Raw genomic sequence first — 21,341 nt, 5'->3', positions numbered from 1 at the left:
AATTTCTGGAAAGAATTGTGACTTTTGCACGGCGAGCCGACAAGCGGTCTTTGCCTGGGGAGAGTGCCCAAACCGGGCTATTACGGGGGTTCGCTGGTTTACATAGACACAAAACACTGCCTGAGGTTCGGTATGGGCGGGTTCTGGATCGACCAGCGGCCCAAAAACAGGCAAAAAAGCTGTTATAAAGTTTCGCGCCACTACACTGAGCCCTGCCGAATGCACCCAATATTCAAGACATGGCTAACCATTTGCCTTTTATGTCCACTGGCCGCTTACGCCTCCAACCGTGAGCAAACCCTTCCTCCCAGCTTCTCGGGTTACACCGCCCAGGCAGGTACTGCCGAACATGCGCCACGTGCGCCGCGCCACTTGGTACGCAAGGCTGTACCTCATTCTGCCCAGGCCGCCGCTGCACAAATGGCCGCTCGCCAGAACAGCCAGAGCAACGCGGTGCTAAGCCGCGCAGTCAATGTGCTGGGAACGCCTTACAAATGGGGCGGTAGCAGCCCTAGCAAAGGCTTTGATTGCAGCGGGCTGGTCAAGTACGCCTTCAACGACGTGAAGGCTGTGAACTTGCCTCGCACCTCCAATGCCATGGCAGACGGCCACGGCGTCAAGGTTGCACGTGCCGACCTCAAGCCTGGCGACCTGATCTTCTTCAATATCAAGAGTGGCCGTGTAAACCACGTTGCCATCTACCTGGGCGAAGGCAAGTTCATTCATGCGCCTCGTCGGGGCAAGGCTGTGTCCATCGACACCCTGAACAAGCCTTACTGGAACCAGCATTACGTGGTCGCCAAGCGGGTATTGCCCAAGCAGCCAGCCACGGCAAACCTCCGCATCACCCAACGCTGAGGTCACCACAGCGTGGCGGCTCGCTGCGGGACCGGTTGCAGCCGAAGGCTGCGGCCGGGAATCTCAAAACGCTATGCCGTGACGGCCACCAAGGTTCGTCCGCTACGCGAACTCCCACAGGAAACAGTCCGCGCCAGTGTTGGCGCTGTGGGACCGGTCGCAGCCAAAGGCGGAGGCCGGGAACCTGACGTACGTTAAGCGTCAGGTTTACAGGCTGTCCGGGCTTTTAGCCTTTTCCCGGGCTGCATCCTTCGCGATGATGCCTTTGGCCAGCAGTTCCTTGAGGCACGCATCCAGGGTTTGCATACCCAGCGAACCTCCAGTTTGAATCGCCGAATACATCTGTGCCACTTTGTCCTCCCGGATCAGATTGCGGATGGCCGGCGTGCCAATCATGATTTCATGGGCTGCTACCCTTCCCCCGCCGATCTTACGCAATAGGGTCTGCGAGATCACCGCCTGCAGTGACTCGCTCAGCATCGAGCGCACCATGCTTTTTTCCTCTGCCGGGAACACGTCCACCACCCGGTCGATGGTCTTGGCCGCTGAAGTGGTGTGCAAGGTGCCAAACACCAAGTGGCCCGTCTCGGCAGCGGTCAGGGCCAGGCGAATGGTTTCCAGGTCACGCAGCTCCCCCACCAGGATCACATCCGGGTCTTCTCGCAGGGCCGAGCGCAGGGCGTGAGAGAAGCCCAGCGTGTCACGGTGCACTTCGCGCTGGTTCACCAGGCACTTCTTGGATTCGTGAACGAACTCGATTGGGTCTTCGATGGTAAGGATATGGTGGTGCTTGTTGCTGTTGAGGTAGTCGATCATGGCCGCCAGGGTGGTGGACTTGCCCGACCCCGTAGGCCCTGTCACCAGCACCAGCCCGCGGGGAACATCAGTGATGCGCTTGAACACATCACCCATGCCCAGGTCGTCCATGGTCAGCACCTTGGAGGGAATGGTCCTGAACACGGCCCCCGCACCCCGGTTCTGATTGAAGGCGTTGACCCTGAACCGCGCTACGCCCGGCACCTCAAAGGAAAAGTCCGTTTCCATGAACTCTTCGAAGTCCTGGCGCTGCTTGTCATTCATGATGTCGTAGATCAGCCCCTGCACCGCCTTGTTGTCCAGTGGCGGCAGGTTGATTCGGCGTACGTCGCCGTCTACGCGGATCATGGGCGGCAACCCGGCAGAAAGGTGCAGGTCCGACGCGCCTTGTTTCGCGCTGAAGGCCAACAACTCAGTAATGTCCATGAGACTCCCCAAATACAGACAAGCAGGTAGAATGCCGCAGACCCCTAAAGCCGCTGGCGCCAAGTAATGTCCACCATAGCAGACAACCTTTCTTCGGTGAGTGCGCGAATTGGCGCGGCAACCCAGGCTGCAGGCCGTGAGCCGAGCAGCGTGAACCTGCTGGCTGTGAGCAAGACCAAGCCGGCCCAGGCCATACGTGAAGCCCATACTGCAGGCCAGCATCATTTCGGTGAAAACTACCTGCAGGAAGCCTTGGCCAAACAGGCCGAGCTTACCGACCTGGACGTGACCTGGCATTTCATCGGCCCGATCCAGTCCAATAAAACCAAGGCCATCGCCGAGCACTTCGCGTGGGTGCATTCGATTGACCGGCTCAAAATTGCCCAGCGCCTGTCCGAGCAACGCCCACCCCACCTGCCACCGCTGAACATCTGCCTGCAGGTGAACATCAGCGGCGAGGCGAGCAAGGCCGGCTGTGAGCCGCAAGACCTGGCTGCCCTGGCCAGTGCCGTCGCGGCACTGCCCCGCCTGCGCTTGCGTGGTTTGATGGCCATTCCTGAGCCCAGCAAGGAGGCTACCGAGCAGAACGCGACCTTTGCTCGGGTCACTGCCCTGCGCGATGGGCTAAGCCTTGGCCTGGACACGCTGTCCATGGGCATGAGTGACGACCTGGAGGCCGCCATCGCCCAAGGCGCGACCTGGGTACGAATAGGCACTGCGCTCTTTGGCGCCCGCGACTACAGCACGCCCAACGCCCCCGTTTGAACCGATTCGAAGGATTTCCCATGAGCACACCACGCATTGCCTTTATTGGTGCCGGCAATATGGCTACCAGCCTGATCGCAGGGCTACGGGCTGAAGGTATCGACAGCAGCCATATAACCGCCAGCGCCCGCAGTGAGGAGACCCGCGCGCGCATTGGTAGCACCTACGACATCGCCACCTTTGCAGACAATGCCGAAGCGGTGAAAGGCGCGGACGTCATCGTGCTGTCCGTCAAGCCGCAGGTCATGAAGGGCGTGTGCGAGGCCTTGCGCCCCGCCTTGCAGCCTGGCCAGTTGATCGTCTCCGTGGCCGCCGGTATCACGTGCGCCAGCCTGCAAGCCTGGCTGGGCGAATGCCCGGTGGTACGTTGCATGCCTAATACCCCGTCACTGCTTCGCCAGGGGGCCAGCGGGCTGTACGCTACGGCACAGGTCACAAACGAACAGAAGGCCGTTACCGAGCAGTTGCTCGGTGCTGTAGGCCTTGCCTTGTGGCTGGACACCGAAGCGCAGCTACACGCGGTGACTGCTGTTTCCGGAAGCGGCCCGGCTTACTTTTTCCTGATGATCGAAGCCATGACCCAGGCCGGTGTGGACCTGGGGCTGCCCCGTGACACCGCTGAAGCATTGGCTGAGCAAACCGCACTGGGCGCCGCACAGATGGCATCGACCAGTGACGTGGATGCCGCCGAGCTTCGCCGCCGGGTGACCTCACCGGCCGGTACCACGGAGGCCGCTATCAAGGCCTTCCAGGCGAATGGTTTTGAAGCATTGGTAGCAAAGGCCCTCGGCGCTGCGGCGCACCGTTCGAAAGAACTGGCCGAACAACTGGCCAACTAAGGAGCATTAGATGATTGGACTTAACACCGCATTGATTTACGTGCTGCAAACCCTCGGCAGCTTGTACCTGCTGATTGTGCTGCTGCGTTTTGTGCTGCAACTGGTGAGGGCAGACTTCTACAACCCCCTGAGCCAATTCGCGGTGCGGGCCACGCAACCCCTGCTGCGCCCCATCCGCCGGGTGATTCCCAGCCTGTTCGGCCTGGACATGTCCTCGCTGCTGCTGGCCATCGTCATTCAGTTGATCGTGATGGCGCTCACGCTATTGCTGGCCTATGGCACCACAGGCAACCCTGTGCAGCTGTTGATCTGGTCGATCATCGGTGTCACCGCGCTGTTTCTGAACATCTTCTTCTTCGCCATGATCATCAGTGTGATCCTGTCGTGGGTCGCACCGGCCAGCCACAACCCTGGCGCAGAACTGGTCAACCAGATCTGCGAGCCCATACTGGCGCCCTTCCGCCGCCTCCTGCCTAGCCTGGGCGGCCTGGATATCTCCCCGATTCTCGCCTTTATGGTGCTCAAGCTGCTGGACATGCTGGTGATCAACAACCTGGCGGCCATGACCGGCATGCCGCAGATCCTGCGCACGTTGATCTGACCGGTAGGCAGAGCACGCCTAACCTCCGCAGGCGTCGGGCTTTGCCCACGCTTGTGATGCTGGGCAAGATTGACAGGGGCAAAGCCTTGCCCCCTCCGCCCCCCCTCCTTATCCTTACGCCTCATTTGAGTGAGAGCAGGGTCGATGCCTACAGCCTTCCCCGACGATTCGGTTGGTTTGGTCACGCCACAGGTGGCGCGGTTCAGCGAACCGTTGCCCTTGGCCTGTGGCCGCTCGCTGGCCAGTTATGAACTGGTCTATGAGACCTATGGCCAGCTCAACAGCACCGCCAGCAACGCTGTCCTGATCTGCCATGCGCTTTCAGGGCATCACCACGCAGCCGGCTTTCATAGCGAGGCCGATCGCAAGCCCGGCTGGTGGGACAGTGCCATTGGCCCAGGCAAACCCATCGATACCCGCCGGTTCTTTGTGGTTGCCCTGAACAACCTGGGTGGGTGCAACGGTTCCACGGGGCCTGGGAGTATCGACCCTGTCACGGGCAAGCCGTTTGGGGCAACCTTTCCAGTGCTTACGGTGGAAGACTGGGTGCACAGCCAGGCCCGCTTGGCCGACAGGCTGGGCATCAAACAGTGGGCGGCCGTGGTGGGCGGCAGCCTGGGCGGCATGCAAGCGCTGCAATGGGCGATCAGCTACCCCGATCGGCTGCGCCATTGCGTGGCCATCGCCTCGGCACCCAAGCTGTCGGCCCAGAACATCGCCTTCAACGAAGTGGCGCGGCAAGCCATTCTCTCAGACCCTGAATTCCACGGCGGCGACTTCCAGGCTGAAGGCGTGATTCCCAAACGCGGGCTGATGCTGGCACGCATGGTGGGCCACATCACGTACCTGTCAGATGACTCCATGGGCGAGAAATTCGGCCGCGAACTCAAGAGTGATCAACTGGCCTACGACTTCCACAGCGTGGCGTTCCAGGTGGAAAGCTACTTGCGGTATCAGGGTGAAGAGTTTTCCGGGCGGTTCGACGCCAACACCTACCTGTTGATGACCAAGGCGCTGGACTATTTCGACCCTGCGGCTGCCCATGGGGATGACCTGGCCAAAACGCTTTCCGGCGTGACGGCAGATTTCTGCATCATGTCCTTTACCACCGACTGGCGCTTCTCACCGGCCCGGTCACGGGAAATCGTCGATGCACTGATGGCAGCACGCAAAAGTGTGTCCTACCTGGAAATCGATGCGCCCCAGGGCCACGATGCCTTCCTGATCCCCATTCCACGCTATTTGCAGGCATTTGCCCGCTATATGAACCGTATTGCGATCTGAGGTGCCCATGAGAGCCGATCTGGAAATCATCCAGGAATGGATACCGGCCGGTAGCCGGGTACTCGACCTGGGCTGCGGTAATGGCGAACTCCTGGCGTGGTTGCGCGACCACAAAGGCGTGACCGGCTACGGCCTGGAAATCGACCCTGACAACATCAATGAATGCGTGCGCAAAGGCGTGAACGTGATTGAGCAAAACGTCGACAAGGGGCTGGGCAATTTCGCCAGCAACAGTTTCGATGTGGTAGTCATGACTCAGGCCCTGCAGGCCATGGAGTACCCGGACCGTATTCTGGAGGAGATGCTACGGGTTGGCCGCCAATGCATCATCACCTTCCCCAATTTCGGCCACTGGCGCTGCCGCTGGTACCTGGCCACCAAAGGGCGCATGCCGGTGTCAGAATTCCTGCCCTACACCTGGTACAACACGCCTAACATCCACTTCTGCACCTTCGAAGATTTCGAAGCCCTGTGCCGGGAGCGCAATGCACAGGTACTGGAACGCCTGGCGGTCGATCACCAGCACCGCCATGGTTGGGCCAGCCGGGCCTGGCCCAACCTGCTGGGCGAGATTGGCATCTATCGGCTAAGCAGCCCCCAGCTACGCCCTGAACATATGGCCGTTTGACCGTCTGGCCCCCGCGCTTGCCCCCGCGCCTGCCGAGGGGCATGCTGCCCGCTATTTTTCGGCGCGCTACCGCCGATACGGATGAAACCTTTACCCCATGATCACGCTTACTCAGTTGGTACTCGCCAGCCATAACGCCGGCAAGCTCAAAGAACTCCAGGCCATGCTGGGCCACCAGGTGCACCTGCGCTCGGTGGGCGAGTTCAGCCAGGTTGAGCCGGAAGAAACCGGCCTGTCCTTTGTCGAGAATGCCATTCTCAAGGCCCGCAATGCTTCACGCCTGTCGGGCCTGCCAGCACTGGCAGATGACTCAGGGCTGGCCGTGGACCATCTGGGCGGCGCGCCTGGCATCTACTCTGCTCGGTACGCTGATGGGCAGGGTGATGCAGCCAACAACGCCAAACTGCTGGCCGCCCTTGAAGGCGTGCCTGAAACGGAGCGCGGCGCACAGTTCGTCTGCGTGCTGGCGCTGGTACGCCACGCCGACGACCCGCTGCCCATCCTGTGTGAAGGCCTGTGGCAGGGCCGTATTCTGCAGGCGGCCAGCGGTGCCAATGGCTTTGGCTACGATCCACTGTTCTGGGTACCTGAGCGCAACTGCTCCAGTGCTGAACTCAGCCCTGTGGAAAAGAACCAGCTCAGCCATCGGGCACGTGCGATGGCCCTGTTGCGCCAGCGCCTGGGCGTTGAGTGACGCCGATGCCTGACTTGCCGCCATTGGCGTTGTACATCCATATCCCGTGGTGTGTTCGAAAGTGCCCTTATTGCGACTTCAACTCCCATGCAGCCGGGCCGGACATTCCTGAAGACGCCTATGTAAGCGCGTTGCTGGATGATTTCGACCGAGAGCTGCCGGGCGTACTCGGCCGGCCGCTGACGTCCATCTTCTTTGGCGGTGGTACGCCCAGCCTGTTCAGTGCAGCGGCCTTGGACCGTTTGCTGGACGGGCTACGCGCGCGCATTTCCATGGCCGCTGACGTGGAAATTACCCTTGAGGCCAACCCAGGCACGTTCGAGCAAAACAAGTTCACAGCCTACCGCCAGCTAGGCATCAACCGGCTGTCCATCGGCGTGCAGAGCTTCCAGGCCGATAAGCTTAAAGCGCTGGGGCGTATCCACAGCGGTGATGAAGCGCTGCGGGCTGCGGAAATGGCGCGGCGGGCGGGGTTCGATAACTTCAACCTGGACTTGATGCACGGCTTGCCCGGCCAAAGCCAGGACGAGGCACTGGGCGACCTGCGCCAAGCCATCGCGCTCGCCCCTACGCACCTGTCCTGGTACCAACTGACCCTGGAACCTAATACGGTGTTCTGGAACCAGCCGCCTCAGTTGCCTGAAGACGACATTCTCTGGGATATCCAAGAGGCCGGGCAGGCCCTGCTGGCCAGTGCAGGCTTTGCCCAGTACGAAGTGTCGGCCTACGCCCGGTCGGGCCGTGCGGCACGGCATAACCTCAATTACTGGAGCTTCGGGGATTTCATCGGCATCGGCGCTGGGGCCCACGGCAAGCTTACGGCAGCAGACGGCACCGTACGCCGTACCTGGAAAACCCGCCTGCCCAAGGACTACCTGAACCTGGCCAAACCTTTCATGGCAGGCGACAAGGTACTCGAGCCAGACGAATTGCCGTTCGAGTTTCTGATGAATGCCTTGCGGCTGACCGATGGCGTGCCTGCCGCGCAGTTCACAGCACGCACCGGCTTGCCATTGTCTGCCCTGGCCGAAGGCCGCGCTGTGGCCGAACGCAAAGGCCTGCTGCTGGCAGACCCCGAGCGGCTGGCCGCGACCGCACGAGGCCAGCTGTTTCTCAACGACCTTCTGCAACTGTTTTTGACCTAAGGACCCGAGATGGAACCGCTACTGGATGTGCTTGAAACAATGTCGCGCTGGTGCCGAGGCAACCTGTCGGAAATTGCTCTGGCATTGGTAGGCTGCGCGCTGGTGCTGTTCGGCTCCCATGTGAAAAGCTGGGGCGCGCAGAAAGTAGGAAGCTTCAGTGGCGCATTGCGCGCCCCGGTGCTAGCGCTAGGTTGCGCAGTGGGCAGTGGCGCGTTGCTGATTCACGCCACACCTTGGGTATTGCGTGGTTTGCAGCAATTCAACAACTACAGCCTGGCACCCGCATTGATTGCAGTACTGGTGGCCATTGGGGTGGTAGCTGACAGGAAATAGCCAAACTACTGTAGGGAGCGGGCGAAGCCCGCGAACAAACGGGCTAAGGCCCAGAGGTATTCGCGGGCGTTGCCCGCTTCCTACAGAGGCAGCCGTTAATCCACCCGTTCGAACTTCAAGTCCCACACCCCATGCCCCAACCGCTCGCCACGGCGCTCGAACTTGGTAATGGGGCGTTCGCTGGGCCGCTCCACGCAACCACCGCCAACGGCCTGATTGCGGTAGCCAGGGGCTACGTTCATCACTTCCAGCATGTACTCAGCGTAAGGTTCCCAGTCGGTGGCCATGTGCAACACGCCGCCGGGCTTGAGCTTGGTGCGTACCAGTTCGGCAAAGGCTGGTTGCACGATGCGCCGCTTGTGGTGGCGGCTCTTGTGCCAAGGGTCGGGGAAGAACAGCATTAACCGGTCCAGGCTGGCATCGGCCACGCAGCGCTTGAGCACTTCTATTGCATCGCAGTCGTACACGCGCAGGTTTTTCAAACCTTGTGTGAGCACACCGTTGAGCAGCGCACCCACACCGGGCCGGTGAACTTCCACACCAATGAAATCTTGCTCCGGCGCGGCGGCGGCCATTTCCAGCAGGGAATGCCCCATACCGAAGCCGATTTCCAAGGTACGCGGGGCTGAGCGGCCAAATACCTGATCGAAGTCTACAGGGGCGTCGGCCAAAGGCAGGATAAACAACGGCCCGCCTTGTTCCAGGCCCCGCTGCTGGCCTTCAGTCATGCGGCCAGCACGCATTACGAAGCTTTTGATGGCACGGTGATGGGCCGGGGTGCCTTCACCCTCAGCCGGGGTGTTATGCGAATCAGTCATGGACGCTCTTATTTGATCAGGCCATCCAGCGGTGAAGACGCGCTGGCATAGAGTTTTTTCGGCATGCGACCGGCCAGCCAGGCCAGGCGGCCGGCAATGATCGCGTGTTTCATGGCTTCGGCCATTTGCACGGGGTGCTGTGCATGCGCGATGGCCGAGTTCATCAGTACGGCTTCGCAGCCTAGCTCCATGGCAATGGCAGCATCCGACGCAGTACCTACACCGGCATCCACGAGTACGGGCACCTTGGCTTCTTCCAGGATGATCTGCAGGTTGTAAGGGTTGCAGATGCCCAGCCCTGTACCGATCAGGCCCGCCAGCGGCATGACCGCGATGCAGCCGATTTCGGCCAATTGGCGTGCAATGATCGGGTCGTCGCTGGTGTACACCATCACGTCAAACCCTTCCTTGACCAGCGTTTCGGCAGCCTTGAGGGTTTCAATCACGTTGGGGAACAGGGTTTTCTGGTCAGCCAGTACTTCCAGCTTCACCAGGTTGTGACCGTCGAGCAACTCGCGGGCCAGGCGGCAGGTGCGTACGGCTTCCAGGGCGTCGTAACAGCCTGCAGTATTGGGCAGGATGGTGTAACGGCTGGGCGGCAACACGTCCAGCAGGTTGGGTTCCCCTGGGTTCTGGCCGATGTTGGTGCGGCGTACGGCAACTGTCACAATCTCGGCCCCGGAGGCTTCGATGGCCTGGCGGGTTTCTTCCAGGTCGCGGTACTTGCCCGTGCCCACCAGCAGGCGGGATTGGTAGGTACGGCCAGCGAGAACGAACGGCTTGTCGCTGCGGGAGGTACTCATTGGATAATCCTCATAGGTGGGTGAACAGGGAACACAGGCAGGGCTAGCCACCACCGATGGCTTGCACCACTTCCACCTGGTCACCCTCGTTCAGTAGCGTGCTGGCATGTGCGCTTCTAGGCACGATGTCCAGGTTCAGCTCGACAGCGACACGACGCTCGGCCAGGTCCATGCGGGCCAATAGGCCCGCGACCGTTTCACCGTCGGGCAGCTCGAAGGCATCTCCGTTCAACTGTATGCGCATGTAGGGCGCCATCTGGAAAAGTGAGGGCGTGCATTCTAGCCCGATCCCCCTTCTCGACCAAGACGCGTGCGACGGCCTGGCTCAGCCCAGGCGCCAGGCGGCCAGCCCCAGGCAGGCCCAGCCCGCCAGGAAAGCCAGCCCACCGAAGGGCGTAATGATCCCCAAGCGAGCAACACCGGTCAGGGTAAGTGCGTAGAGGCTGCCGGAAAACAAGACGATACCCAAGCAAAACAACGCGCCCGCCCAACCGATCAGGCGGCCCGGCAGCAGGTTAGCCAGCACGGCAACGCCCAGCAAGGCCAGGGCGTGAACCAGTTGGTATTGCACACCGGTTTGAAAGATAGCCAGGTACTCAGGCGTAAGGCGGCCCTTGAGGCCGTGAGCAGCAAAAGCACCCAAGCCAACACCGCTAAAGCCGAAGACGGCCGCCAACATCAGGAAACTACGCAACATAAAGGTTCGTCCAGATCCACAGGCATCAGGCCTGTATAATGGCCCGCTCTTTCGGCCGGGCCAAGCTCACTATGCTAGGGACTTTATTGCACCACATTCGTCGCGTTCTCATGTGGTTTGTCATTGGTAGCGTAGCGCTGGTACTGGTGCTTCGCTGGGTACCGCCACCTGGCACGGCGTTAATGGTAGAACGCAAGGTTCAGTCGTGGCTCGACGGCCAGCCCATCGACCTGCAGCGCACATGGCGCCCCTGGAGCAGCCTGCCAGACGACTTGAAAGTCGCGGTTATCGCAGGCGAAGACCAGAAATTCCCCTTCCATTGGGGTTTTGACCTCCAGGCCATACGTGCCGCGTTTTCCCACAACGAGCAAGGTGGTGCACTTCGAGGCGCCAGCACGCTCAGCCAGCAGGTATCCAAGAACCTGTTCCTGTGGTCTGGGCGCAGCTACCTGCGCAAAGGGCTGGAAGCCTGGTTCACGGTATTGATCGAGGTGCTGTGGCCCAAGGAGCGTATTCTAGAGGTCTACTTGAACAGTGCTGAATGGGACGACGGCGTATTCGGTGCGGAAGCGGCAGCGCAGCACCACTTCCATACCAGTGCAACCAACCTCTCGCGCCAACAGGCCAGCCTGCTCGCAGCTGTGCTGCCTGCACCACGGGAATGGAGTGCTGCCAGGCCCAGCCCGTATGTACTGCGTAGGGCAGCATGGATTCGGCAACAGATGGGGCAATTGGGCGGGGCGGATTACCTGAACAACCTGAACAAGGCCAGAGCCCTACCTTGGGCAGATTAAGCTAACCCGTTGTATCAGAACCTGTTGGCACTGGCATAGCCGGCAGATCAAGCCTTCCCAAACCCTGAAACATCAGAAAAAGCTGTTCCCTGGCTGCGCCAGGTTCTACAGGATCTGCACCAGGCTGTGCTCTGTGGGAGCTGGCGCAGCCGGCGAACAGATACCTGCGATATCAGGTGCAATTCGTTCCCTGGCTACGCCAGGCCTACAGTTTCGGCACTGTAGGGCTTGGCGTGGCCGTGACAGGGTTCAGGCGGCGATGGAGCCTTTAAGCTTGTTCATCGCGTTCTTTTCCAGCTGACGAATGCGCTCGGCAGACACGTTGTACTTGGCTGCCAGCTCATGCAGGGTGGCCTTTTCCTCAGCCAGCCAGCGCTGGTAGAGAATATCGCGGCTACGCTCGTCCAGTACTTCCAAGGCTTCGTGAAGGTTGCTGGTAGACGTATCTGTCCAGTCAGCATCCTCAAGCTGCCGTGCCGGGTCGTACCGGTGGTCTTCTAGGTAATGAGCCGGTGACTGGAACGCACTGTCGTCATCGGCCTCTGCCGCCGGGTCAAAGGCCATGTCCTGACCCGTCAGGCGGCTTTCCATTTCGCGCACTTCACGCGGCTCTACGCCCAGGCTTTCAGCTACACGGTGCACTTCATCGTTGTTTAGCCAGGCCAAGCGTTTCTTTTGGCTGCGCAAGTTGAAGAACAGTTTGCGCTGGGCCTTGGTAGTAGCCACTTTCACAATGCGCCAGTTGCGCAATATGAATTCGTGGATTTCAGCCTTGATCCAGTGGACAGCGAAGGACACCAGGCGCACGCCCATTTCCGGGTTGAAGCGTTTGACAGCTTTCATCAAGCCGACATTGCCTTCCTGGATGAGGTCGGCCTGTGCCAGGCCGTAGCCCGAATAACTGCGGGCAATGTGTACAACGAAGCGCAGGTGGGCCAACACCATTTCACGGGCGGCTTCGAGGTCCTGGCTGTAGTAGAGTTTATCTGCCAGCTCGCGCTCCCGCTCCGGTGTCAGCAGGGCAATGCTGTTCACCGCATGCACGTAGGCTTCCAGGTTCGCACCCGGAACCAGCATGTGCGCAGGTTGCAAGGAAGTGGTCATTCAAAAACCTCCAACAAACAGATGTGCGCCTTGTGGGCGCCGACACCAATAGACCGTACCACTCGGACCGAGTTCCGGCGGCACAGTCCTTGGCGCCAAAAATATGGTTAACGCGGCGCCAGCTCCCGAAGGTGCCTCGCCACAGCGATCCACGCACCGATATACCCCAACAATACCGCCCCTAGCAAGAGGGAAAAACCGTCTGAAGACGGTACCCCACCAAGGGCGAAGTCGCTGCCGTACAATCCGGCAAGGTTCACGACGGCGCCATTGAGCCAGTCCAGCCCGAAGGCCAGCACGGCCCAGGCCAATAGCCCGGCACCAAAGCCATAGAGGGCACCCATGTACAGGAACGGGCGCCGAACATAGGCATCTGTACCCCCTACCAGTTTTATGACCTCGATCTCGTTACGCCGGTTCTCGATATGCAGCCGAATGGTATTACCGATCACCAATAAGAGGGCCGAAATCAGCAAGACCGCCAGCCCGAACACAAAGCGGTCCCCCAACTTGAGGATGGCCGCCAGGCGCTCTACCCATACGAGGTCCAGTTGAGCCTGCTCCACATTCGGTAGCGCCGCCAACTGGGTACGCAGCGCCTCGAGCGCAGGCTTGTCTACTTCCAAGGGTGTGACGACAACCACGCCCGGCAAGGGGTTGTCCGGCAGCTCCTTGAGCGCCTCACCGAGCCCTGACTGCTGCTGGAACGCGTCAAGGCCCTCTTCACGGCTGATGAATTCAGCGTCTGCCACACCTGCCAGGCCTTTAGCCTGCGCAACCAGCGCCTCGCCCTCCCGGCTACCAGCATCCATGCGCATATAAAGGGAGATCTGCGCCGCGCGCTGCCAGGACCCGCCCAGGCGCTCCACATTCTTGAGCAGCAGGGACAACCCCATGGGCAGGCTGAGCGCAACAGCCATCACCAGGCAGGTGAAAAAGCTGCCGAAGGGCTGGCGCCCTAATCGCTTGAGGCTATCGACCAGGCTCGCTCGGTGGCTTTCAAGCCAAGCATTGAACAGGGCGTTGAAGCCTGGCCCGTCATCCTGGTCGTTGCGCCGAGGTTTTTTCTTCGGCGCATTATCGGAAGGCTTGGGTGCCACACGGTCCGATACCTTTGGGCTGCGCGTCGCACTCATTGGCCAGCCTCCCCATCGCCGATCAGGCGGCCACGTTGCAGCGTGAGCATGCGATGGCGCATGCGGGCAATCAATGCCAGGTCATGGCTGGCGATCAGCACACTGGTCCCCAACCGGTTGATGTGTTCGAATACGCCCATGATTTCCGCAGCCAATCGAGGGTCGAGGTTGCCCGTAGGTTCATCGGCCAGCAGCAAGGCCGGCTGATGGACGATAGCGCGGGCGATGCCCACACGTTGCTGCTGGCCTGTAGACAGGTCGCCTGGGTACAGCGGGCCTTTCTCATTCAGCGATACACGGTCCAGCGCAGAGTCCACCCGCTTGGCGATCTCGTCCTTGGGCAGGCCAAGAATCTGTAAAGGAAGCGCGATGTTGTTGAACACCGTGCGATCGAATAACAACTGGTGGTTCTGGAACACCACCCCGATCTGCCGACGCAGGAAAGGGATCTGCGCATTGCTGATCTGGCCCAGGTCTTGCCCGGCCAGCAGCAACTTGCCACTGGTAGGCCGCTCCATCGCCAGCAGCAGGCGTAACAACGTACTTTTACCCGCCCCGGAGTGCCCGGTCACGAACAGGAATTCACCACGGCGCACCCGAAAGCTGAGTTCGTGCAGCCCCACATGGCCATTTGCATAGCGCTTGCCCACCTGTTCGAAACGGATCATGCCTCACGCTCGGCGAACAAAGCCTTAACGAAAGCATCGGCCTCGAACGCGCGCAGGTCGTCGATACCTTCCCCCACGCCGATGTAACGAATGGGCAGGCTGAACTGCTTGGCCAGTGCGAAGATCACGCCGCCTTTGGCCGTGCCGTCTAGCTTGGTCAGCGCCAGGCCGGTGAGTGCCACGGACTGATTGAAATGCTTGGCCTGGTTGATCGCGTTCTGCCCAGTGCCGGCGTCCAGTACCAATAACACTTCGTGTGGTGCCGCTTCGTCCAGCTTGCCGATTACCCGACGCACCTTCTTGAGCTCTTCCATGAGGTTGTCTTTGGTATGCAAACGGCCAGCCGTATCGGCAATCAGCACATCCACCCCACGCGCCTTGGCAGCCTGCACGGCATCAAAGATGACCGAGGCAGAGTCTGCGCCTGTGTGCTGGGCTATCACCGGCACGCCATTGCGTTCGCCCCACACCTGCAGCTGCTCCACCGCAGCGGCACGGAAGGTGTCACCCGCCGCCAGCATCACCTTTTTGCCTTCGCGTTGGTAACGGGCCGCCAGCTTGCCAATGGTGGTGGTTTTACCGGCGCCGTTTACACCCACAACCAGAATGACAAAGGGGCCTTGCTGCTTGCTGATGACCAGCGGTTTCTCAACAGGGCGGAGCATGGCAGCTAGCTCTTCCTGGAGAGAAACAAACAGGGCCTGCGCGTCTGTCAGTTGCTTGCGTGCAACCTTCTGCGTCAGGTTGCGGATGATGACGGACGTTGCTTCTACGCCGACGTCGGCTGTAAGCAAACGCGTTTCAATGTCGTCGAGCAAGTCGTCGTCAATGGCCTTTCTGCCCAGGAACAGGCTGGCCATACCCTCGCCAATACTGGCGCTGGTCTTGCTCAGGCCCTGCTTGAGCCGGGCAAAGAAGCCGACCTTGGCAGGCTCTTCGGCCACAGGTGCAGGTACCGCTGGGGCAACCACGGGTGCAAGGGGCGCAATGACCGGCGGCGCAACCTCGGCCAGTGGCACCTCGGGCTCGGGGAGGCGCGCAGGGGCGGGCGTTGATACCTCTGGGATTGCCGCAGCCTGGGCAGCCTGTGCGGGCGTTGGCGGCGGCAGCGGGGCCGGTTCTGGCTCTGGCTGAATGCCTACCGCCTCCTCCGGAACAGGTAGTTCGAGCCGGGCTGGCGGCACAAGCGCAGGCTCAACGACAGGCGCCAGGGCGGTTTCTGGCTCTGGCTCTGGCTCTGGCGCCAGCACTGGCTCTGGCGCAAGGGCTACTGCGCGCTCGGCCGCAGCCTCTTCGGTTTCTGCAGCGGGAACAGGCAGCTCCGGCTCAGGTTCAGGCTGAACAACAGGCGCTTGCGGCTTTTTGCGAAGCCAACCGAACAGGCCTTTTTTCTCGCCGGCCGGGGCCGGGGTCTTCTTATCGTCACTGGAACCAAACATGGAAGGTGGCTATCTCAAAGTAGCGAAGCGCCAGCGGGGGCGCCTCGGAAAAAAAACAGACCTTTTTTCACCCGACGCGTTCGTCACTGCTCAAAAACCGGGCCACCTGGCAATCATGGTCACAGGCGTGGCCCTAGGCCGGGCGGATCAGTATCCTAGCACCTCCTCGCCCGCCGACGCTAAGGCCAGGGGGCATCCGTACAGGTTCCGCGATTAAAATGACAGTTCTCTCCCGCTACCTTGCCGGGCTACTGGCAGGCCTTTCCTGCTGCACCCTGGCCAGCACTGCATTAGCCGCCCAGCCTACCCACGAGTACGTTCTGGCCAATGGCTTGAAGGTGATAGTGCGTGAAGATCACCGCGCACCCGTGGTGGTTTCACAGCTTTGGTACAAGGTGGGCTCCACCTACGAAGGCCCCGGCCAGACAGGGCTGTCCCATGTGCTGGAACACATGATGTTCAAGGGCAGCAGCAAGCTGGGCCCTGGAGAAAGCTCCCGCGTGTTGCGCGACCTGGGTGCGGAAGAAAACGCTTTTACCAGCGATGACTACACAGCTTTCTACCAGGTTCTGGACCGGGACCGGCTGCCCGTGGCGCTGGAAATGGAAGCCGACCGCATGGCAACCCTAACGCTACCTGAGTCAGAATTCACACGGGAAATCGAAGTCATCAAGGAAGAGCGGCGGCTGCGTACCGATGACAAGCCCTCTCAGAAGGCCTTCGAACTGTTCAAGGCAGCCGCCTACCCTTCCAGCAGCTACCGCACGCCAACCATCGGCTGGATGGCCGACCTTCAGCGCACGTCTGTTCAGGATGCACGTGACTGGTACCGTACGTGGTACGCGCCCAATAACGCCACGCTGGTGGTGGTGGGCGATGTTCAGCCCGAAGACGTCAAAGCCATGGCCGAACGCTTCTTTGGGCCTATTCCCCAACGGCCGGTGCCTGTGGCCAAGCGCCCGGTCGAACTAGCCGAGCCCGGTGAGCGCAGGCTAGTACTGCCCGTGCGTACCCAGTTGCCCAGCGTGTTGATGGCCTTCAACGTGCCCAGTGCCGCCACAGCAGCAGATGCCCGTAGTGTGCAGGCCCTGCGCCTGACGGTTGCCCTGCTGGACGGCGGCTACAGTGCGCGCATGGCCTCCAGATTGGAGCGCGGCTCGGAGGTGGTGTCCGCTGCCTCTGCCAGCTACGACGCTTACGAACGTGGCGATAGCCTGTTTACCCTGTCGGCGACGCCAAACAGTGAAAAACATAAAACCCTCGCTGACACCGAGAAGGCCGTGTGGGCCCTGCTTGATGACTTGAAACGCACCCCGCCCACCGCCGAAGAGCTTGAGCGCGTACGCGCCCAGTTCATTGCTGGGCTGGTATACGACCAGGACTCCATAACGTCCCAGGCCACGGCCATCGGCCAACTGGAAACCGTTGGCCTGCCCTGGAGCCTGCTGGACAACGAAGTCGAGGCCCTCAGCCAGGTAACGCCGGAAGATATTCGCCAAGCGGCACGTACCTACTTCACGCACAGCCGCCTGACCGTGGCCCATGTTTTACCGGAGGCTGCACCCCATGACTGAGCACCGCCCCTTTGCAGCCACGCTGCTGGCCTTGCTCTTGAGCACCAGCGCTACGTTGCAGGCTGCCGAACCCGCGCCACCGGCCTCCTCAGCAAGCCCTCACTTGGAAACCCTGGCCAGCGCCAAGGCAGCCGCGCCTACGTATCGCCAGCTCAACGTACAGCGCTGGACCACCCAGGCTGGCGCACGCGTGCTGTTTGTCGAAGCCCATGAATTGCCGATGTTCGACCTGCGCGTTACGTTCGCAGCCGGTAGCGCTCAGGATGGCCGTACACCGGGCCTGGCGTTGATGACCAACGCCATGCTCAACGAAGGCGTACCCGGCAAGGATGTGGATGCTATCGCCCGAGGTTTCGAAGGGCTGGGGGCGGACTTCGGCAATGGCTCGTATCGGGACATGGCCGTCGCCAACCTGCGCAGCCTGGTAGACCCTTCCAAGCGCGAGCCCGCCATGGCTCTGTTCAGTGAGGTATTAGGCAAGCCAACGTTCCCAGCTGCCTCAGTCGCGCGCATCAAGAACCAGCTGCTGGCAGGTTTTGAATACCAGAAACAGAACCCTTCGCACTTGGCCAACCAGGCGTTCATGACCCAGCTGTACGGCAGCCACCCCTACGCACATGGCAGTGAAGGGGATGCCAAGTCGGTGCAGGCAATCACCGTCGCGCAAATGCGTGCCTTCCATAAACGGGCTTATGCGGCTGGCAACGCTGTCATAGCCCTGGTGGGCGACCTGGACCGTGCCCAGGCCGAAGCCTTGGCCGAGCAGGTGTCACGTGCACTGCCAGCAGGGCCCGCCTTGCCGTTGGCCCCTCAGGCAAAAGCGCCAGCCCCTGCTGCCACCCATATCGAATTCCCATCCAAGCAGACCCATGTACTGGTCGGCCAGTTAGGCATTGCCCGTGACGACCCTGACTATGTGGCACTGACCATGGGTAATCAGATTCTGGGCGGCGGCGGTTTCGGTACCCGGCTGATGACCGAAGTACGCGAACGCCGCGGCCTGGCGTATGGCGTGTCGTCCGGGTTCTCTGCCATGCAGGCGCAGGGCCCTTTCCTGATTAGCCTTCAAACCCGAGCGCAGGCGAGCCAAGGTACGCTGGAGCTGGTGCGCCAGGTATTGCGCGACTTCCTGCGCGATGGCCCTACCGAGGCCGAACTGGCCGCCGCCAAGCAGGAGCTGGCAGGCAGTTTCCCCTTGTCCAATGCCAGTAACGCCAGCATCGTTGGGCAGCTGGGAGGCATGGGTTTCTACAACTTGCCCGTGTCCTACCTGGAAGACTTCATGGCGCAATCCCAGCAGCTCACCATAGAGCAGGTCAAACGTGCCATGAATCGGCACCTTGATGCCGACAAACTGCTTGTTGTAACGGTAGGGCCTACGGTTGCCCAAGACCCTTTGCCCCCACCCACTGACCACCCTGCCGAGCCAACCCTCGGCACCCCGGAGCACTGATGGCCATTCAACCTGCCAAATCTGGCCCGCGTGGCGGCCAGGGCCAACTGCGTATCATCGGCGGCCAATGGCGCAGCCGTCGGGTTAACTTCCCCGAGGGGCCTGGCCTGCGACCCACGCCAGACCGTGTCCGCGAAACGCTATTCAACTGGCTAGCGCCTTACATTGCTGGCGCACGGGTGCTGGACCCGTTCGCTGGCAGTGGCGCGCTGTACCTGGAAGCCTTGTCCCGCGGCGCAGCCATGGGCTTGGCACTGGACAGCAATGCCGTTGCCATTGCCAGCCTTCGGGGCAACCTGGACCTGCTCAAATGCCCGGTCGGCCAGTTGTTGCAGGCTGACGCCGTACGCTACCTGGAAAACCAGCCCGCGCAGCCGTTCGACCTTGTGTTCCTGGACCCGCCCTTCCATCAGAACCTGCTGGCACCCGTCTGCGCACTGCTGGACAGCAAAGGGTGGCTGGCTGAGCAGGCCTGGATCTATACAGAGAGCGAAACGCCGCCTTCCAGCCTCCAACTGCCAGCCGACTGGCACCTTCACCGGGAAAAACAGGCCGGGCAGGTCTATTACGCACTGTGGTCAACAGGGCGCTGAACACAATGATGGCAACGGCTGCTTCGAGCTTCCGCCCTGCCTTGGGTTTGGGCAACCCACACATGCAAACCTTGTGGGGGCCGCTGTGGCGCAAAGTGCCTGGCCTGGCACGTACACGTGAACGGCTATGGCTGGCAGACGGCGACTTTATCGATGTGGACTGGCATGGGCCCCATGCCGCTCAAGCCCCTGTGGCGCTGGTGCTGCATGGGCTTACCGGCTCCTCCAACTCGCCCTATGTGGCGGGCTTGCAGGGTGCCTTGGCGGCGCGTGGCTGGGCCAGCGCCGCACTGAACTGGCGGGGGTGTTCAGGTGAGCCCAACCTGCTGCCACGCAGTTACCACTCCGGGGCGTCCGAAGACCTGGCTGAAGTCATCGGGCTGATCCAGGCGCGGCGCCCCATGGTGCCGCTGTATGCAGTAGGGTACTCGTTAGGCGGCAATATTCTGCTCAAGTACATGGGTGAAACGGGTGACGCATGCCCGTTACAGGCCGGCGTGGCCGTGTCGGTACCGTTCCGCCTGGACCAATGTGCCGACCGTATGGGGCTAGGGTTCTCCAGGGTGTACCAGGCACACTTCATGCGCGAGATGCTGGGATACCTCAAGCACAAACGGGAGCGCTTCGAGCAGAACGGGCACACCCAGCACCTTCAGGCTCTATCAGCCCTAGGATCGCTGGAAGGCATTCGCACGTTCTGGGACTTCGACGGCCGCATTACGGCACCACTGCATGGCTTCGAGGGCGCCGGTGACTACTACCGCCGCGCGTCAAGCCGCTATTTTCTCAAGCACATCAGGCGGCCTTGCCTGTTGATCCAGGCCGAGGACGACCCCTTTGTGTTCGCCCACAGCTTGCCAGGGCCTGACGAACTGGCGCCGGGCACCACGTTCGAGCGCCACGCCGCGGGCGGGCATGTGGGCTTTGTGGAAGGCAGCCTGCGCAAGCCAAGCTATTACTTGGAGCGCCGCATACCCCAGTGGCTCGGCACGGTTTAACCCGCGCCTGTGGCCACTGGCCGCTGGGGGTCGGTGATCCACTCACTCCACGAACCGGCGTACAGCTTTGCCAGCGGCAGGCCCGCCAGGCACATGGCAAACAGGTTGTGGCAAGCCGTCACACCTGAGCCACAGTACGCAACCACTTCTTTGCCCTCATAGGCCTTGAAGCGCTCATGCAGTTGCTCGGGCGCCAGGAAAGTCCCTGCAGGGCCGATGTTTTTACTGAAGTCCAGGCAATGGGCGCCTGGAATATGCCCTGCCACTGGGTCGATGGGTTCTGCTTCCCCGTTGAAGCGGGGCTGGGCCCGCGCATCGAGCAAGGTCAAGCGACCTTCAGGCAGTTGTGCAGCCAGTTGTTGTGCAGTCACCACCAGGCTGGCATCAGGCTTTGCACTCAGGTGGCCACGCTCGCTGGGGGGAGCATTCAGGCTAAGCGGCAGGCGCGCCTCATGCCAGGCCTTCAAGCCACCATTAAGGATAGAGACACCGCTACGCTTTCCTAACCAGGCCAGCAGCCACCACGCTCGGGCGGCATAGGCGCCAGGCCCGTCATCGTAGAGCACCACGTCGGAGTTAGCATTGATACCCCAGGCCTGGAAGCGCTCAAGCAGGTGCCCAGGGCTGGGCAAGGGATGGCGCCCTGTTACCCCCCTCACCACCTTGCCGCTGAGGTCGCGATCCAGGTCTGCCAACCGCGCACCCTCAATGTGGCCCTGCGCATAACTGCGACGGCCATAGTCCAGGTCCCCCAACGATGCGCGGCAATCGAGGATAACCAGGCCTGGCTCTTCAAGTCGCTGGTACAGGTTTTCAGGCGAGATCAGTTGCGCGATAGGCATGTCGGGTTCCCTGGGCTAGGCGTGAAACGTCCT

The 21,341-nt window shown here is 61.2% G+C and carries 24 protein-coding genes; 14 read left to right on the top strand and 10 right to left on the bottom strand.

Annotated features, from left to right (window positions below; translation table 11 throughout):
• The first annotated feature begins 219 nt into the window (after positions 1-219).
• The gene (locus tag ACSAMW_RS16145) at positions 220-858 is read left to right on the top strand and encodes a C40 family peptidase (RefSeq protein WP_168085037.1); all 639 of its coding nucleotides are present in this window, start codon (positions 220-222) and stop codon (positions 856-858) included.
• A gap of 207 nt (positions 859-1,065) precedes the next feature.
• On the opposite strand, the gene ACSAMW_RS16140 is transcribed toward ACSAMW_RS16145, so the two are convergent.
• On the bottom strand, positions 1,066-2,100 hold the full coding sequence (locus tag ACSAMW_RS16140; protein WP_500591144.1) for a type IV pilus twitching motility protein PilT: 1,035 nt from the start codon (positions 2,098-2,100) through the stop codon (positions 1,066-1,068).
• 66 nt (positions 2,101-2,166) lie between these two features.
• Between ACSAMW_RS16140 and ACSAMW_RS16135 the strand changes: the two genes are divergently transcribed.
• The 8 genes from ACSAMW_RS16135 (at position 2,167) to ACSAMW_RS16100 (ending at position 8,389) form a co-directional block, all read left to right on the top strand.
• Positions 2,167-2,865 (top strand): YggS family pyridoxal phosphate-dependent enzyme, encoded by a 699-nt coding sequence (locus ACSAMW_RS16135; RefSeq protein WP_500591143.1) that lies wholly within the window; start codon positions 2,167-2,169, stop codon positions 2,863-2,865.
• Positions 2,866-2,885: 20 nt separating this feature from the next.
• Positions 2,886-3,704: a pyrroline-5-carboxylate reductase gene (gene proC, locus ACSAMW_RS16130; RefSeq protein WP_500591142.1), complete on the top strand. Its 819-nt coding sequence runs from the start codon at positions 2,886-2,888 to the stop codon at positions 3,702-3,704.
• A gap of 10 nt (positions 3,705-3,714) precedes the next feature.
• Entirely contained in the window at positions 3,715-4,305 is a 591-nt protein-coding gene (locus ACSAMW_RS16125) for a YggT family protein (RefSeq protein ID WP_500591141.1), read from the top strand.
• A 144-nt stretch (positions 4,306-4,449) separates the two neighbouring features.
• Complete coding sequence (gene metX, locus ACSAMW_RS16120; RefSeq protein ID WP_500591140.1) at positions 4,450-5,589, top strand: homoserine O-succinyltransferase MetX; 1,140 nt, start codon at positions 4,450-4,452, stop codon at positions 5,587-5,589.
• Between the two features lie 7 nt (positions 5,590-5,596).
• Complete coding sequence (metW, locus tag ACSAMW_RS16115; protein ID WP_168085043.1) at positions 5,597-6,217, top strand: methionine biosynthesis protein MetW; 621 nt, start codon at positions 5,597-5,599, stop codon at positions 6,215-6,217.
• Positions 6,218-6,314: 97 nt separating this feature from the next.
• A complete protein-coding gene (rdgB, locus tag ACSAMW_RS16110) occupies positions 6,315-6,911 on the top strand; it encodes an RdgB/HAM1 family non-canonical purine NTP pyrophosphatase (protein ID WP_500591139.1) in 597 nt (198 codons plus the stop codon).
• Positions 6,912-6,916: 5 nt separating this feature from the next.
• Positions 6,917-8,056 carry a radical SAM family heme chaperone HemW gene (hemW, locus tag ACSAMW_RS16105; protein WP_500591138.1) on the top strand — a complete coding sequence of 380 codons (1,140 nt, stop codon included), beginning with the start codon at positions 6,917-6,919 and terminating at the stop codon, positions 8,054-8,056.
• A gap of 9 nt (positions 8,057-8,065) precedes the next feature.
• On the top strand, positions 8,066-8,389 hold the full coding sequence (locus ACSAMW_RS16100) for a DUF3392 domain-containing protein (RefSeq protein WP_500591137.1): 324 nt from the start codon (positions 8,066-8,068) through the stop codon (positions 8,387-8,389).
• A 95-nt stretch (positions 8,390-8,484) separates the two neighbouring features.
• Here ACSAMW_RS16100 and trmB read toward each other — a convergent pair whose 3' ends face one another.
• The 4 genes from trmB to ACSAMW_RS16080 form a co-directional block, all read right to left on the bottom strand.
• Positions 8,485-9,207 (bottom strand): tRNA (guanosine(46)-N7)-methyltransferase TrmB, encoded by a 723-nt coding sequence (gene trmB / locus ACSAMW_RS16095; protein WP_500591136.1) that lies wholly within the window; start codon positions 9,205-9,207, stop codon positions 8,485-8,487.
• 8 nt (positions 9,208-9,215) lie between these two features.
• Entirely contained in the window at positions 9,216-10,010 is a 795-nt protein-coding gene (locus ACSAMW_RS16090) for a thiazole synthase (RefSeq protein ID WP_500591135.1), read from the bottom strand.
• Positions 10,011-10,053: 43 nt separating this feature from the next.
• Positions 10,054-10,254 (bottom strand): sulfur carrier protein ThiS, encoded by a 201-nt coding sequence (gene thiS / locus ACSAMW_RS16085; RefSeq protein WP_168085049.1) that lies wholly within the window; start codon positions 10,252-10,254, stop codon positions 10,054-10,056.
• Between the two features lie 81 nt (positions 10,255-10,335).
• On the bottom strand, positions 10,336-10,707 hold the full coding sequence (locus tag ACSAMW_RS16080; RefSeq protein ID WP_500591134.1) for a DUF423 domain-containing protein: 372 nt from the start codon (positions 10,705-10,707) through the stop codon (positions 10,336-10,338).
• A 71-nt stretch (positions 10,708-10,778) separates the two neighbouring features.
• On the opposite strand from ACSAMW_RS16080, the gene mtgA reads away from it, so the two are divergent.
• Positions 10,779-11,501: a monofunctional biosynthetic peptidoglycan transglycosylase gene (gene mtgA, locus ACSAMW_RS16075; protein ID WP_500594059.1), complete on the top strand. Its 723-nt coding sequence runs from the start codon at positions 10,779-10,781 to the stop codon at positions 11,499-11,501.
• Positions 11,502-11,750: 249 nt separating this feature from the next.
• Here the strand turns inward: mtgA and rpoH are convergent, their stop codons facing one another.
• The 4 genes from rpoH to ftsY all read right to left on the bottom strand — a co-directional run bounded on the left by rpoH (position 11,751) and on the right by ftsY (position 15,848).
• Positions 11,751-12,605, bottom strand: a complete 855-nt coding sequence (rpoH, locus tag ACSAMW_RS16070) for an RNA polymerase sigma factor RpoH (RefSeq protein WP_168085220.1) — start codon at positions 12,603-12,605, stop codon at positions 11,751-11,753.
• Positions 12,606-12,712: 107 nt separating this feature from the next.
• The gene (gene ftsX / locus ACSAMW_RS16065) at positions 12,713-13,741 is read right to left on the bottom strand and encodes a permease-like cell division protein FtsX (protein WP_500591133.1); all 1,029 of its coding nucleotides are present in this window, start codon (positions 13,739-13,741) and stop codon (positions 12,713-12,715) included.
• Positions 13,738-14,409 (bottom strand): cell division ATP-binding protein FtsE, encoded by a 672-nt coding sequence (ftsE, locus tag ACSAMW_RS16060; RefSeq protein ID WP_500591132.1) that lies wholly within the window; start codon positions 14,407-14,409, stop codon positions 13,738-13,740. The genes ftsX and ftsE overlap by 4 nt, the downstream gene beginning before the upstream one ends.
• The gene (ftsY, locus tag ACSAMW_RS16055) at positions 14,406-15,848 is read right to left on the bottom strand and encodes a signal recognition particle-docking protein FtsY (RefSeq protein WP_500591131.1); all 1,443 of its coding nucleotides are present in this window, start codon (positions 15,846-15,848) and stop codon (positions 14,406-14,408) included. Before ftsY ends, ftsE begins: the two co-directional genes overlap by 4 nt.
• Before the next feature lie 218 nt (positions 15,849-16,066).
• On the opposite strand from ftsY, the gene ACSAMW_RS16050 reads away from it, so the two are divergent.
• From ACSAMW_RS16050 to ACSAMW_RS16035, 4 genes are read left to right on the top strand one after another with little or no spacing between them, the layout of a single operon-like run.
• Positions 16,067-17,422 (top strand): M16 family metallopeptidase, encoded by a 1,356-nt coding sequence (locus ACSAMW_RS16050; protein ID WP_500591130.1) that lies wholly within the window; start codon positions 16,067-16,069, stop codon positions 17,420-17,422.
• A complete protein-coding gene (locus ACSAMW_RS16045; RefSeq protein WP_500591129.1) occupies positions 17,415-18,875 on the top strand; it encodes a M16 family metallopeptidase in 1,461 nt (486 codons plus the stop codon). The genes ACSAMW_RS16050 and ACSAMW_RS16045 overlap by 8 nt, the downstream gene beginning before the upstream one ends.
• Positions 18,875-19,468 (top strand): 16S rRNA (guanine(966)-N(2))-methyltransferase RsmD, encoded by a 594-nt coding sequence (gene rsmD / locus ACSAMW_RS16040; RefSeq protein ID WP_500591128.1) that lies wholly within the window; start codon positions 18,875-18,877, stop codon positions 19,466-19,468. Before ACSAMW_RS16045 ends, rsmD begins: the two co-directional genes overlap by 1 nt.
• Positions 19,469-19,473: 5 nt before the next feature.
• Positions 19,474-20,466 carry a hydrolase gene (locus ACSAMW_RS16035; RefSeq protein WP_500591127.1) on the top strand — a complete coding sequence of 331 codons (993 nt, stop codon included), beginning with the start codon at positions 19,474-19,476 and terminating at the stop codon, positions 20,464-20,466.
• Here the strand turns inward: ACSAMW_RS16035 and ACSAMW_RS16030 are convergent.
• On the bottom strand, positions 20,463-21,308 hold the full coding sequence (locus tag ACSAMW_RS16030; protein ID WP_500591126.1) for a sulfurtransferase: 846 nt from the start codon (positions 21,306-21,308) through the stop codon (positions 20,463-20,465). The genes ACSAMW_RS16035 and ACSAMW_RS16030 overlap by 4 nt on opposite strands.
• Positions 21,309-21,341: the final 33 nt, after the last annotated feature.

It is taken from the genome of Pseudomonas sp. AB39(2026), from assembly GCF_059831485.1.
The sequence above is the reverse complement of the archived record's forward strand: the minus strand, read 5'-3'. Positions and strand labels throughout refer to the sequence as shown.